Here is a 14,478-nt window from a genome sequence, read left to right as displayed (position 1 = left end):
AGGGCAGAGGAGAGGAAGAGAATGAATCCACGCATTGCAATCGAGAAGGAAGAAGTGCTCTCAGACAACTGGTACGTGCTAAAAAAGCTGACCTACCGGTATCAGCGCAGCGACGGGACCTGGGAAACGCAGGTGAGGGAAGCTTATGACAGGGGGAACGGCGCAGCCATCCTGCTCTACGATCCGGACCGGGGCACGGTGGTGCTCACACGGCAGTTCCGGATGCCGACGTATCTCAACGGCAACGAGAGCGGCATGCTCATCGAAGCCTGCGCGGGCCTGCTGGACGGACAAGCTCCGGACGACTGCATCCGCCGGGAAGCGGAGGAAGAGACGGGCTACCGGGTGAGGAACGTGCGGAAGCTGGGCGAAGCCTATATGTCGCCGGGCTCCGTGACGGAGATCCTGCACCTGTACGCGGCGCAGTATGCTCCTCATATGCAGACCGGCAGCGGCGGGGGGCTGGCCGAGGAGCAGGAGAATATCGAGGTGCTGGAGCTTCCGTTCGCAGCTGCGCTGGCGATGATCGAATCCGGCGAGATCCGCGACGCCAAGACGATCATGCTCCTGCAATATGCGCAGCTTCAAGGGCTGCTGGACGGGCCGGCTGCCAAGGTGCAGCAGATTCTTGTCGCCGGGCCGTACCGCTCGAACACCGGCGATGATCCGGAGCGGATCGATGCGAACCTGCGGGCCATGAACGAGACGGCTCTGCGCGTCTACGAGCTCGGGCATCTGCCGCTGCTCGGCGAATGGGCGGCACTGCCGCTGATGGAGACGGCTGGCTCGCAGACCCGCGGGGATGCGATCTGGGACCGGATGTTCCACCCGTCGGCCCTGCGGCTCTTGTCCTGCTGCGACGCCGTGCTCCGGATCGGCGGGCCGTCCGAGGGCGCAGATGAGATGGTAAGGGCTGCCGAGGCGGCGGGGAAGAGCGTCTACCGCAGCCTCGGTGAGATCCCGGCCGTGGGATGAGATGACACACGAAGAAGGGCGACCGCTGCCGGTTGCCCCCTTTTTATTAAATGAGCGCGCCTAGCCAAGCTAGGCGCAACGAGCCGGCGTACATGGACGACGGGGACTCCGAAGTACCGCCGTAGTTTGCCTGTGAGACTTGCGGAGGAAAGAGGTATCCGGAGGTTTACAAAGGTATTCATGGCTGTGAATACCGAATCACGGATCGCTTGAAAGAAGTGGGAGTAAGCGTAGAAGAGTAAAAGGGATGGGTATGGGTGGAAGAGCGTAGCGTCCGCTTTTAAAGTCAAGTGCCAACCCCATACCCATCCCTCCCCACGCACAAACGTTTGGGACAGGCACGCGAAAGGACCGTCCGGGCATCCGGACGGTTTACTTAAAATGATGATGTGCTGCAAACAGGTCAGTACAGCTCCTCATCTTCACTGGGCTCAGGTTCGGGGGACGTGATCCCCTCGATCAGCACATACAGAAAGAACACGACCGTCAAAGCGATAAGGAAATTCACATTCCAATACACGGAGTTCAAGGGCATCCTGCGTCATCCTCCTTGTGATGGATTCGATTCGGGGGCTGTTCGTTATACCACTTTATTACCCTCGAATGCAAAGAATGCGACGGGTTGCCGGAAGTTTTTTTTGAACCAGGAACAGGGAGGCTAGGGGGCAGGCGGGCTTCGGGGTTTTTGAGACAGGCCAATTGGGTAAATATCCAAGAGAGTAAATGATAAAGGGCAGGAAATAAACACCTTTTGTAGGAATTTGATTCACATTCTGAAAGGATGGTGGCGGCCATGAACATTTGCACCTGGATCTATTGCGATGGAGTCCATGAAGAAAGCGACTATCCCCAAGTCGGGCATCGATCATTCAGCCGGAAATTTCAGGAAGTCTACTGGAGATGCGTAGCCGTATTCTTTGCGACAAGCCGTCGTATGAATCCTACGGCCCGCCATCTGCTCTACACCAATGCCTCCGAGATTCCAAGCGTCGACGGGTTCGACTTGAACGGATTTCTGAGAGAGCGGCTCGGAGTGGAAGTGGTGCGGATGGAGCTGACCTACCGTACGCCGCCGGGATATTACGGCTCCTGGAAGAACCAGTTCTACCTCTTCGATATCCTGAAGAGCATTGCGGCAGCGGAGGAAGACGACACCGAGCCTTATCTTGTGCTCGATTCGGATTGTGTCTGGCTTCGCAGCGCCGGGGAGATCGAGAAGGCGATCGGGCGCCACGGGCTGCTGACGATGACGGCGGATGTCGACCATGATACGGAATTCGTGATGAACGGGCTGAGCCGCCGCCAGATGAAGGGGCTCTATGAAGAGCTGCTGGGCCATCCTCTGCCGGGGATTCCTTACTACTACGGAGGGGAGTGGTTCGCGGCGAATGCCGGAGAGTTCCGCAGGGTGATGGCAGAGCTCGGCGGGGTATGGGAGCAATCCATGCAGCGATTTGCCGGGGGCAAGGCGAAGTTCAATGAAGAGGCGCAGATGCTCAGCTACGTGTACGACAAGCTGGGATATGAGAGCCGGACGGCCAACGTCTTCATCAAGCGGATCTGGACGCAGCTGACGGGCTTCAATAATGTCGAAGAGCAGGACAGGCAGCTGACCCTCTGGCATCTGCCTTCCGAGAAGAAGCTGGGCATTGCGAGATTATATGCCGAGGTGATCCGGGAGGAGTCCGCATTCTGGCAGACGGACGGGGGAGCGGCGTATGTCGATTATATGGCCGCAGTGATGGGGGTGCCGAAGCGGAGCGTGGCGAAGACGCTGAAGGATGCCCGCGCGCTGATCTTTCATAAGCTGCTTCAGCGGGTGAACTGAACGGAGGGAGGCAAGGCCTTCCACCGCCCCAAAAGAAACCCCGCCGCAGGTCCGGGACCTGGGCGGGGGATTAGGGTTCATAAGCGGGGTTATTCGCCTGTGCATTCTAATAAAGGTCGTCGAGATCCTCCTGTACGTCCTCCCGCTCCGGCGGAACACGCCGGACAAAGTAGACGGCGGATGCGATGCCTAGCCCGATCATGATCGCAATCGGCCATACGCTCATCGAATTCCCGCTCTCCATGCTGAGTGATCCGATTCGGGAATCGGGGACAGGGTCAGCATAATGGAAAAGTAGCGGATGCAAAAAGAGCTGTTGAGGATCAAGGGAACGGTGTCTTCCTTTCGCAGGGAGGATGATATACTCTAGTTGAAATCAGTATAGCACCGCCGTACATCACAATGGCTAAAGATTATCTAAATTTTAAGATAATGCAGCGACTGGGCGCTGGACGTCTTGACAATCCATAACTGTATCCATTAATATTACAGTCATAAGCGCGGCATGATTCTCCTGCAGGTCCCGAGGCCCGGGCGACGGGGAAAGCGGCCCTTTGGTTTGACACAAATGTAATTATTATTATTACAGTTAAGGGATCGTTCCCTATTCGGTGAAGGGCGGTGCAGGATATGTTGAAATTCGAAGAAGGCCAGTGGGTGCAAGGAAGAACGGCTGAGGGTGGATTGATTCATGGCTACGTGGACTCGGTCGACCGGTGGGAGCGTATCGTGAAGATCCACGTGGTGAATTCGGATCAAGTGGATATGATAGGTAAGCGTGTGGCCGTACGCGAGTCCTGGTTGAAGCCACTGCCTGCAAGCAAGCTGGGAGCGGAAGGGGAAGTGCGGAGCGTCATCGATCTGGCCTTGTCGACCCGGGACCGCGATTGGTTCATGGAGCTGTCCTCCCTGCTGGAGGGCAGCGGCGGCCGGGAACCGGACCGGAAGGCGCCGCCTGCCGCCTCCTCCTCGCCGGAGTCCACTACGCTCACCCGCTGAGACGGCATCTCCTGCGAGTTCATGCCCCCGAGTGATCCTCAACAATCAAGATACGGAGTGATGAAATTAATGAGCCCGAACGTGAAACCGAACCTGAAACGATTGTTTGAATCCTATACACTGGGCGGAAGCCTGCAGCTCAAGAACCGCATCGTCATGGCGCCGATGACCAACTTCGCCTCGAACGAAGACGGCACGGTATCCGAGTCGGAGCTGGAGTATTACGCCCGCCGCTCGGGCGGCCCAGGTCTGGTTATTACAGCCTGCACCTATGTAACGCCGAACGGCAAAGGCTTCCCGGGCGAGTTCGCCGGCGATTCCGACGCCATGATTCCGAGCCTGCGGTCACTCGCTGACACCATCAAAGGAAAGGGAGCGAGAGCGGTCCTGCAGATCTTCCACGCCGGGCGCCTGGCTCCTCCGAACCTCGTCCCGGATGAGGATGTGGTCAGCGCAAGCGCGGTGGAAGCCGAGCAGAATCCGGGCGTGACGCCGCGGGCTCTGACCGAGGAAGAGATCCTGTCGATCATCCGCGGCTTCGGCGAGACGACCCGCCGGGCGATCGAAGCAGGCTATGACGGCGTCGAGATTCACGGCGCCAACGGGTATCTTATCCAGCAGTTCTTCTCTCCGCATTCGAACCGCAGGGAAGACCGCTGGGGCGGCGATGCCGCTGCCCGTCTGGCCTTCCCGCTGGCGGTCCTGCAGGAGGTCAAGCGCGTCGTGGCGGAGCATGCCAAGCAGCCGTTCATCGTAGGCTACCGGTTCTCGCCGGAAGAGGCCGAGACGCCGGGCATTACGATGGAGGATACGTTCGTCCTCGTGGACGCCCTGACGGAAGAAGGACTGGACTACCTGCATATCTCGCTGATGGACTTCCGCTCGGAGCCGCGCCGCGGCGCCGATGCGTCGAAGACCCGTCTCGAGTGGGTACAGGAGCGGATCGGCGGCAAGGTGCCTCTGATCGGCGTAGGCTCCATCCATCGGCCGGAGGAAGCCGCCGAGGTGCTGGAGAAAGGTGTACCGCTGGTAGCGATCGGCCGGGAGCTTATCATGGAGCCCGACTGGGTCGAGAAGACCGAGGGCGGCCGGGAAGCGGAGATCCGCTCGACGCTGAGCAAGCGGGACCAGGCGGTGCTTGTGATCCCGGATGGTCTCTGGCAGGCGGCTGTAAATGCGCCGGGCTGGTTCCCGGTAGTCGATTAAGCGAAGCGGATCCGGGCATAGGGTAGATCCCAGAGCAGTCTCATAGGCAGTCCCAATAAGCGATCCCCATAGGCCTAGGCCTATGGGGATTTTGGCTTTGGCGGCAGTACCTTGGCTGAGGGGCCCGCGGAGGTCCCGGCCTTGCTTGCTGGTTTCGCTGGGATTAACACTCTGTTAGGGATGTTTAGTCTTCGTTATTTCGGCAGGGCCGAGGGTACAGTAATCTAATAGAGGAAGCCGCAAGAGGCAGTGGAGGAATGGATATGACCAGTTGCACCAGAAGCCGGGTACGCCGGGGAGCCGCCGCAGGAGCTTTGCTTGTGCTTGTATTACTAGGCTTAGCAGGCTGCGAAGGAGATACACAGGAGAAGGCGGCGGGAGGAGCCGCCAGGCCCTTCGAGGGCAAGAGCCTTACCTTGATCACCGCCAACCACCCGTGGGCCGATGAGATCAAGCCGCTTCTGCCGGCATTCGAGGAGGCCACGGGGATGAGCGTGCTCATCCAGTCCCACTTCGAAGACCAGCTGACCCAGAAGCTTACGGTGCAATTCACGTCGGGGGCCGAGAAGCCGGACGTTTTCATGTACCGTCCCCTGCAGGAGGGCAAATATTTTTACCGCAGCGGCTGGCTGCAGCCGCTGGACGACTATGCGAACCGGGATGCCGGGTATGGCCTCGATGACTTCTCCGCTCAAGCCATCCGCTCGGCGACGGTGGATGGCAAGCTGGCCGGCATCCCGGTTATTACGGAGCAGGGGATTCTGTATTACCGCAAGGACCTGCTGGAGAAGGCGGGGCTTCGTGTACCGCAGACCATAGGGGAGCTGACCGAGGCCGCCCGCAGATTGCACGATCCGGAGCACGGCATGTATGGCTTCGTCGCGAGGGGCCAGCGTTCGCCGCTGGTGACCCAGGTCTCTTCTTTCCTGTATTCGGAAGGGGGCGACTTTATCGTGGACGGCCGGGCGGCGATTAACAGCCCCCAAGCGCTCAAGGCGTTCACTTCCTACGGCACGCTTCTGCGGGAGTATGGGCCGCCTGGGGTCATCCATATGTCCTGGCCGCAGGCGAGCCGCCTGTTCGCCTCCGGGCAGGCCGCTTTCTACATCGATGCGAATTCGATCTACCGCAGCGTGCTCGACCCGGCGCAATCCCAGGTGGAGGACAGCGTGGGCTACGCCCCGTTCCCGGCCGGAGACGCGGGGCCGAAGACATACAGCATCACCTCGTGGGGACTCGCGATGAACCCGAAGACCCCGGACCCCGAGGCCGCCTGGGCCTTCATCGCCTGGGCGACCAGCCGCGAGACGGTGCTCCACACTCAGCAGAAGGGCAACCCGGGGGCCCGCCGTTCCGTATGGGCGCATCCTGAAGGGACGAAGGGGTTCCCGGCGGAGCTGGTTCAAGCGATCCAAGGCAGCATCCGGGACGGAGTGGATCATGACCGGCCTGCGACGAGCGATGTGGCAGGAGCAAGGGAGGCGGTCGGGGAGATCGTCCAGCGGATCATGAGCGGCGAGACGGATATCGGTCAGACGGCGGACCGGGCCAATGCCGCCCTGCAGGCGATCATCGACAAAGAAGCGGGGATGAAGGCGGGGATGAAGCCATGAAGGGCCGGAAGACTCCCCTCCGGAACCGAAACCGGATGACGCTATTCGGCCGGATGCTCCTTACCCTGGTGCTGCTCCTGGTCCCGGTGCTGCTCTTGTACGGACACTCGAACCGGATCGCCACCGGGGTAGTGGAAGAGCAGCTGAGGTCATCGAATCTCAATCAATTGTCATTCTTTCTCTATCAGCTCGACGGCCATATCGAGAATCTGTCGATGCTGCCCGTGGTGCTGGGACATGATCCTTATGTGCGTGAGTTCATCGAAGGCGGGGAGAACGGCACGGAAGGCAGCCGGCTGAAGGCGGAATCCCGAGTGACGGAGAAGCTGGGTCTGCAGAGCGTATCGAGCTCCTGGTCCAATGACGTTACGTTCGTGATTCCGTCACGGAAAACCGTGTTCTCCTCGAACATTTTCATCAATGGGAGCGGAGACTGGCCTTGGGAAGCAGAGATTCGCAAGAAGTGGACGTACGGCGAAGACGAATCGCGGGGCCGGCGGGTCCCTACCTTCTACCGGGAGATCGTGGAACCGGCGGGAGCCCGGACGGCCTCGGCAGCCGACTCGCTCTTCCAGGTAGGCTTCCCCGCCCAGAATATCAGCGACCTGCTCGATATCTACAAGAAAGATAAGAGCAACGACCCGTTTCTGTATCACAAGGACCATCCCCCGATCTGGAACAGTACGCCGTCACGGGAGGTTATGGATTCGATCATCCGCGATGTGCTTTCCGGGCCGCTGCCGGATGCCGGACAGCGCACGGTGGAGATCCAGGGGGAAGCGTACCTGGTCAGCTATGTGAAGTCACGGCAGCTCGGCTGGTATCTGGTGGATTATGTGCCGCTAGAGAAGGTTCTGGCGCCGATCGCGAGCGCACGCAGCTGGTTCTACGGTGCGGCGGCCGTCCTGCTGGCCGCCGGTGCAGCCGCTTCCTATCTGCTGTACCGCAATGTCCAGCTGCCGATCCGGAATCTGATCCGCGGCGTCCGCCGGATGAAGGAGGGGGATCTCTCCTCGCGGATCGCGTACCGCGCGGACAACGAGTTCGACGATCTGATTGGACACTATAACGAGATGGCCGAGCAGATACAGCGCCTGATCGAAGACGTCTACACGGAGAAGCTCCGTTCCCGGGAAGCGACGCTGAAGCAGCTGCAGTCGCAGATCAATCCGCACTTTTTGTATAACTCGCTGTTCTTCATCATCAATTCCGCCATGCTCGATGACCGGGACAGCGTCACGGCGATGGCCCACCATCTGGCGGAGTATTACCGGTATACGACAAGGGTGGAGAACCAGCAGGTCACCCTGAGAGACGAGCTGGAGCTCGTAGGGCATTACCTCAGCATTCACCATCTGCGCATGCACCGGCTCGAGTATACGGTCCAGGTGCCTGAGGAGATGATGGGCGAGCCCGTACCCCGGCTGCTGCTGCAGCCGATCGTGGAGAATGCGGTCGTCCACGGGATCGAAGCCCGGGCCGGAGGAGGCGCGATCTGGATCACCGGGGAGCAGGATGGGGAGTACAACCGCATGATCGTCGAAGACAACGGCGCGGCTCTGACGGAAGCGAAGCTCCGGGAGATGAAAGCGGGACTACAGGAGGAGGAGGCGGGAGACATGGGATGCGGGACGTGGAATGTGCACCGCCGGCTCCAGATGGGGTTCGGGGAGGGCGCCGGCCTGACCTTCGAGCCCGCTGCCGGCGGGGGGCTCCGGGCCATTCTGGTGTGGAACCGTACGCCCAGGCTCCATATGAAGGCGCAGGAGGAAGGAGGGGATGCGGATGGCACAGCTGCTCATCGTGGATGACGAAGCGCATGTGGTGGACCGGTTCGCGGCGACGATCGACTGGAAGGGGAACGGCGTAGAGCACGTCTACAAAGCTTACTCCGGCCCGGAAGCGGTAGAACTGCTCGAGCAGTTCTCCATCGATATCGTCATTACGGATATCAAGATGCCCGGCATGAGCGGGCTGGAGCTCATCGCACAGATCCGCAGGCGGTGGCCGAAGACCAAGTGCGTGCTGCTCTCGGGCTACTCCGACTTTAATTATGCTAAGGAGGCCATCCTATACCAGACGGAGGATTATCTGCTGAAGCCCGTGAAGGAGGAGGATCTGCTCACGGCAGTCCGGCGGGTGCTGGCCAAGCTCCGCAGCGAGTGGGAGCAGGTCATCTCCCTCCAGCGCATGACCTATACGCTGAAGGAGAACCTTCCCCTGCTGCGCGCCAACCTGCTGCACGATCTGCTCCAAGGGAGGCGCTGGACTGCCTCCGTGCTGCTCGGCAAAATGGCGGCGCTCGGACTCCCGGAGTTCACAGGCTGCACCTTCGACCTCATGATGATCCGGCTTGAAGAGCCCTTCGGTCAGAGGGATTCCCAGGATCTCTACTGGGTGGAATATGCCGTGGGCAATATGGCGGAGGAGCTGTTCGGGGGCCGGTATACAATCTGGCATACGAAGGACGCCCATGATTATCTCGTGTTCGTCATGGCGCCGCGGCCGGGAGAAGCGGGGAGGGAGGACGGCGGGGAGGGGGAGAATCCCGATCCTCTGTGGTTCGAACGGACGGCCGCCTCCCTGCAGACGGCGGTAAGCACGTACCTCGGAGGCCGCATCTCCATCCTGGTAGGCTCCCGCGGCCGCTTCCCGGAAGAGGTTCCGACGCTGTACAACCGGTCGGTAGCGGCCTTTCGCAGACGAATCGGCAGCGAACGGGAGCTCTTCACCCGGCTGGAGGACGACCCCCAGCCCCAGGAGATCCGCTCGCTGCAGAGCCTCTATGAGCCTCCCGCGCTCATCCATCTGCTTGAAGCGGCACGGTGGGACGAGATCGAAGAGAAGCTGCGGGCGATCTTCGGCGTCATGGAAGCGGAAGGGTCCGATACGCAGGAGCATGTGCTCGAGGTCTACTTCACGATCGCTTCGGCCTACGCCTACATCGCGCATAAGAACGGACGGCCGCTGTCCGCGCTGATCGGCGAAGACTTCGACCGGATGGCGGAGGGCGAGCCCTTCCGCTCCGCCGGCGCCTTGAAGGAGTGGACGCTCCGTGCGCTCGGGCGGATCCGCGGGGACATGGAGCAGGAGACGCGGGATTCGCGGACCTCCCTGATCCGGCGGATTCAGGCCTTCACGCAGGAGCGGCTGGACCGCGACGTGTCCCTGCAGACCGTAGCTGACCATGTGCGGCGCCACCCGGTCTACGTCTCCAAGATCTACAAGCTGGAGACCGGGGAGAATCTCAGCGATTATGTGAACCGGGTCCGGATGGAGAAGGCGGAATACCTGCTGAAGACCTCTCCGGACAAAATCTATGAGATTGCGGAGAGGCTGGGGTACCTGCGGCCGCATTCGTTCAATCACGCATTCAAAAAAACATTCGGGATGACGCCCCAGGAATACAGGGAGCGGCATACGTAAGCGAAGCGGGTGGAGGATGAAGCCGCCCTCCGCGTCATTCCGGGGAATCCCAATCACACATAGGAGGTTGACCCTCATGCTGTTATTTATCGTGCTGGCGGGGATCGCGGCGCTGCTGCTGCTGATTACCGTCGTGAAACTCAATCCGTTCGTCTCCTTGATCGTTACCGCGATCGGTGTAGGTCTGGCTGCCGGCATGCCGCTGTTCGCGGTAGACAAAACGCCGGGCATTATCGATTCCATCAAGACCGGGATGGGCAACACGCTCGGCTTCCTGGCGATTGTGCTGGCGCTCGGTACGATGCTCGGCAAAATGATGGCGGAGTCCGGCGGTGCCGAACGGATCGCGAAGACCCTCATCGGCTTGTTCGGCGTACGCAACGTCCACTGGGCGATGATGTTCGTCGCATTCATCGTCGGTATCCCCGTGTTCTTCCAGGTCGGGTTCGTCCTGCTGATTCCGCTTGTCTTCACGATCGCCAGACAAACGGGCGTATCGCTGGTAAAGATCGGCGTGCCGCTGGTCGCGGGGTTGTCCGTGGTTCACGGCCTTGTGCCGCCGCATCCGGCGGCGATGGCTGCAGTCGATATCTTCAAAGCGGACGTGGGCCGCACGATCTTGTACTCTCTGATCGTCGGACTTCCGACTGCGATCCTGGCCGGTCCCCTCTACGGCAACTGGATCGGCAGCAAGATACATAAGGAAATTCCGAAGGAGATGGGCGAGCAGCTGACGGAGAACGCCACTGCCAAGGAACTGCCCGGCTTCTGGAACACCGTCTTCACGATCCTGGTACCCGTCTTCCTGATGCTTATCGCTACGATCGCCGACCTGTTCCTCCCGAAGGGCACGACGCTCTTCCAAGCGTTCAAGTTCCTCGGGGATCCGGTCGTTGCGCTTCTGATCGCTACGGTCTACTCGTTCTTCAGCCTCGGCTATGCGAGAGGAGTCTCCCGCGAGAAGGTGCTGAAATTCTCGAACGACTGTCTGGCGCCGACGGCGACCATTCTGCTCGTGATCGGCGCAGGCGGCGCGTTCAACCGGGTGCTGCTCGATTCAGGCATCGGGAACTATATCGCGGAGCTCGCGAAGGCCTCTGAGATCTCGCCGATTCTCCTCGGCTGGGGCATCGCGGCTATGATCCGGGTCGCTACCGGTTCCGCTACGGTCTCCATGATGACGGCAGCGGGTATCGTCGCTCCGATTGCGGCATCGATGCCGGGCGTCAGTCCCGAGCTGCTCGTGCTTGCGACGGGGGCGGGGTCGCTGATCCTCTCGCACGTCAACGATTCGGGCTTCTGGCTCATCAAAGAATATTTTGGCATGACCGTCAAAGAAACGCTGCTGACCTGGACGGCGCTCGAGACGATCATCTCGGTAGCTGCCCTTGCCTTGATCATGGCGTTGAATCTATTCGTTTAATTCAAAGTTGGGTATATATAGAGAACGGGAATGTTCGGAAGGAGCACGAAGAGAAATGAAACTGGGATTAGTGGGACTCGGTAAAATGGGCTTGCAGCTCTCTTACAATCTGCTGGAGCACGGCCACGAAGTGACGGCCTATGATGTGAACGCCTCAGCGGCCCTACAGGCTTTGCAGGCTGGGGCGGCAGGCGCCGCCTCCCTGCGGGAGCTGGCAGAGCGGCTGAGTGCGCCGCGGGTGATCTGGCTGATGGTGCCGGCCGGTGAGCTTACGGAGAAGGTGATCGGTGAGCTGGCGCCTCACCTCTCTCCCGGGGATATCGTGCTCGACGGCGGCAACTCGCACTACAAGGACTCGGTACGCCGGGCGGGCGAGCTCCGGGAGAAGGGAATCTTCTTCCTCGATGTCGGGACGAGCGGCGGGACTGAAGGGGCCCGGCACGGCATCTGCGCCATGGTGGGCGGCGATCCGGAAGCGTTCCGTACCGTAGAACCGCTGTTCCGCGGCATCAGCGTCGAGAACGGCTGGCTGTATGCGGGAGAGAGCGGCAGCGGGCATTTCCTGAAGATGATTCACAACGGCATCGAATACGGGATGATGCAGTCGATCGCGGAAGGCTTCGAACTCCTCGAGAAGAGTCCCTATGACTTCGACTTCGAAGGCGTGGCCCGGGTGTGGAACCATGGGTCGGTGATCCGCTCGTGGCTCATGGAGCTCACGGAGCGGGCCTTCTCGAAGGACCCGGGCCTCAGCGGACTGAGAGGGGTAGCCCACTCTTCGGGCGAAGGACGATGGACAGTGGAGACCGCGCTCGATTACGGGGCGGCCGCGCCGGTCATCGCCTTGTCCCTGATGATGCGCTATCGTTCGCAGGAGGAAGATACCTTCTCGGGCAAGGTGGTGGCTGCCCTGCGCAACGAATTCGGCGGCCACGCCGTTGTACGCCCTTGAAGGATAGCGGGAGGAGGAAAGCCTTGTGACCAAGAAATATGTCATCGGCGTCGATATCGGGACGACGAGCACGAAGTCCGTCCTCTTCAACACGGAAGGGGTTCTGATCGCAAGCCATAACATTGAGTATCCGCTCCACTCGCCGAAGCCGGCGATTGCGGAGCAGGATCCGGACGAGATCTTCCGCGCCGTAACGGCTACGGTCAAATATGCGGTGCAGAAGAGCGGCATCCTGCCAAGCGACCTGCTCTGCGTGTCGTTCAGCTCGGCCATGCACAGTGTGATTGCCGTGGATGCCGCCGGCCAGCCGCTGACGAAGTGCATCACCTGGGCGGATAACCGGAGCGCGGCCTGGACGGAGCGGATCCGCGGGGAGATGAACGGCCACCAGATCTACCTGCGCACCGGTACGCCGCTGCATCCAATGTCGCCGCTCTCCAAGCTGACGTGGCTGCGGCATGCCGAGCCGGATCTCTTCGGCCGGACGCACAAGTTCATCTCGATCAAGGAATATGTCTTCTTCCGGCTGTTCGGCCGGTACGTGATCGACTATTCCATCGCCTCGGCTACGGGCTTGTTCAATCTTGCTGCGCTGGCTTGGGATGAGGAGGCTCTGGACGTGGCCGGCGTGACGCCTGAGCGTCTCTCGGAACCGGTGCCGACAACGTATTCCCTCTCCGGCCTGCCGGCGGAATGGGCTTCCGAGATGGGGGTTCCCGCCGATTTTCCGTTCGTCGTCGGAGCGAGCGACGGCGTCCTGTCGAACCTCGGTGTCGGTGCGATCGCTCCGGGGACCGTGGCGGTGACGATCGGCACGAGCGGCGCCATCCGCAGCGTCACGGACCGGCCGGTGACCGATCCGAAGGGGCGGATCTTCTGCTATGCCCTGACGGACAAGCACTGGGTGATCGGCGGCCCCGTCAACAACGGAGGGATGATCTTCCGCTGGGTCCGCGACCAGCTCTGCGTCTCCGAGATGGAGACCGCCGCCCTGCTCGGCAAGGACCCTTACGAGGTGCTCACGGAGATCGCCTCCCGGGTGAAGCCGGGCGCGGACGGCCTGATCTTCCACCCGTACCTGGCAGGCGAGCGGGCGCCGCTGTGGGATGCCAATGCCCGGGGATCCTTCTTCGGGCTCGGCCTGCACCACAAGAAGCAGCACATGATCCGGGCGGTGCTCGAAGGGGTCATCTACAACCTCTATTCCGTCTTCTTGGCGCTGCAAGAGCTCATAGGCCAGCCGAACCGCATTCAGGCGACCGGCGGCTTCGCCCGCTCGGAGCTGTGGCGCCAGATGATGGCCGACATCTTCGACCAAGAGGTGCACGTGCCCGTCAGCGTCGAGAGCTCGTGCCTCGGCGCCGTCGTCCTCGGCATGTACGGGCTCGGCGAGATCGACTCGCTTGAGGCCGTGTCGGGTATGGTCGGAGGCTCCCACCGTCATACGCCGAACCCGGAGAACGTGCCGGCTTATCAGGAGCTGAGCCGCATCTATGTGCGGTTATCGCGGCTGCTCAAGGAAGAGTACGGCCATATTGCCGCCTTCCAGAAGAAATGGATGTAATGCGCTGTGCGGCGCTGCTGTGTAAGTGCTGGACCCCCAAGGCTGTCAGCCGATTCCCCCGAGGAATCGCTGGCAGCCTTTTTGTTCATGGGGCCGCAGAACTTGCCCATGCCGCTGTTCCGTTCACGGTGGTATCCCTTCCGCTCCGCTTCGGAGCCCGCTCCTTGATTGGGTCCGCACCCGTATGAAGGGGGAATCCAAGGGAACAATACCTGTGTTCGAAGGGTATTGGAGGTGAAGAAACTAGTGACGCCGAACCGCTTGGCACCGCACGAATCGCTGGAGATTCATGAGCTGCTGAACTTTAAGACATTGTGCCTGACCAAATCTAAAATGATGCAGGGCCTCGTGTTCGATAAGGACCTGAAGGCCCTGATGCAGAAGGATGTCGAGCAGTCCGTGCAGGCCATTCAAGAGCTGCAGGGCCTTTATGTGAATGCCCCCTTTGCTCCCGTCCATTCGATTACTCAATAAAATTACGGCCCTACTTAG

General features: G+C 60.7%; 12 protein-coding genes. 11 read left to right on the top strand and 1 reads right to left on the bottom strand.

What is annotated here, in order from left to right:
- The first annotated feature begins 21 nt into the window (after positions 1-21).
- Positions 22-975 (top strand): GDP-mannose pyrophosphatase NudK, encoded by a 954-nt coding sequence (gene nudK / locus O9H32_RS24665; protein WP_269868783.1) that lies wholly within the window; start codon positions 22-24, stop codon positions 973-975.
- A 403-nt stretch (positions 976-1,378) separates the two neighbouring features.
- Here nudK and O9H32_RS24660 read toward each other — a convergent pair whose 3' ends face one another.
- On the bottom strand, positions 1,379-1,510 hold the full coding sequence (locus O9H32_RS24660) for a hypothetical protein (protein ID WP_269868782.1): 132 nt from the start codon (positions 1,508-1,510) through the stop codon (positions 1,379-1,381).
- 399 nt (positions 1,511-1,909) lie between these two features.
- Here O9H32_RS24660 and O9H32_RS24655 point away from each other — a divergent pair, with 399 nt between their 5' ends.
- The 10 genes from O9H32_RS24655 (at position 1,910) to O9H32_RS24610 (ending at position 14,460) form a co-directional block, all read left to right on the top strand.
- Positions 1,910-2,803 (top strand): hypothetical protein, encoded by an 894-nt coding sequence (locus O9H32_RS24655; RefSeq protein WP_269868781.1) that lies wholly within the window; start codon positions 1,910-1,912, stop codon positions 2,801-2,803.
- Positions 2,804-3,433: 630 nt separating this feature from the next.
- The gene (locus tag O9H32_RS24650) at positions 3,434-3,802 is read left to right on the top strand and encodes a hypothetical protein (protein WP_269868780.1); all 369 of its coding nucleotides are present in this window, start codon (positions 3,434-3,436) and stop codon (positions 3,800-3,802) included.
- A gap of 69 nt (positions 3,803-3,871) precedes the next feature.
- Complete coding sequence (locus O9H32_RS24645) at positions 3,872-5,008, top strand: NADH-dependent flavin oxidoreductase (RefSeq protein WP_406627372.1); 1,137 nt, start codon at positions 3,872-3,874, stop codon at positions 5,006-5,008.
- Positions 5,009-5,271: 263 nt separating this feature from the next.
- Complete coding sequence (locus tag O9H32_RS24640; RefSeq protein WP_406627371.1) at positions 5,272-6,621, top strand: ABC transporter substrate-binding protein; 1,350 nt, start codon at positions 5,272-5,274, stop codon at positions 6,619-6,621.
- A 35-nt stretch (positions 6,622-6,656) separates the two neighbouring features.
- Entirely contained in the window at positions 6,657-8,432 is a 1,776-nt protein-coding gene (locus O9H32_RS24635; protein WP_269868778.1) for a sensor histidine kinase, read from the top strand.
- Complete coding sequence (locus O9H32_RS24630) at positions 8,401-10,047, top strand: response regulator (protein WP_269868777.1); 1,647 nt, start codon at positions 8,401-8,403, stop codon at positions 10,045-10,047. The genes O9H32_RS24635 and O9H32_RS24630 overlap by 32 nt, the downstream gene beginning before the upstream one ends.
- 76 nt (positions 10,048-10,123) lie before the next feature.
- Positions 10,124-11,470, top strand: coding sequence for a GntP family permease (locus tag O9H32_RS24625; RefSeq protein WP_269868776.1), 1,347 nt, complete (start codon positions 10,124-10,126; stop codon positions 11,468-11,470).
- Positions 11,471-11,525: 55 nt separating this feature from the next.
- Positions 11,526-12,422, top strand: coding sequence for a phosphogluconate dehydrogenase (NAD(+)-dependent, decarboxylating) (gene gnd / locus O9H32_RS24620; protein ID WP_269868775.1), 897 nt, complete (start codon positions 11,526-11,528; stop codon positions 12,420-12,422).
- Between the two features lie 25 nt (positions 12,423-12,447).
- Entirely contained in the window at positions 12,448-13,986 is a 1,539-nt protein-coding gene (gntK, locus tag O9H32_RS24615) for a gluconokinase (protein ID WP_269868774.1), read from the top strand.
- 234 nt (positions 13,987-14,220) lie between these two features.
- Entirely contained in the window at positions 14,221-14,460 is a 240-nt protein-coding gene (locus tag O9H32_RS24610; protein ID WP_406627370.1) for a spore coat protein, read from the top strand.
- Positions 14,461-14,478 lie beyond the last annotated feature (18 nt).

Origin of the sequence: Paenibacillus caseinilyticus (assembly GCF_027533645.1) — a bacterium.
Classification (GTDB): Bacteria; Bacillota; Bacilli; order Paenibacillales; family NBRC-103111; genus Paenibacillus_G; species Paenibacillus_G caseinilyticus.
Note: the sequence above shows the minus strand (reverse complement) of the source record. Positions and strands in the feature narration are given on the sequence as shown.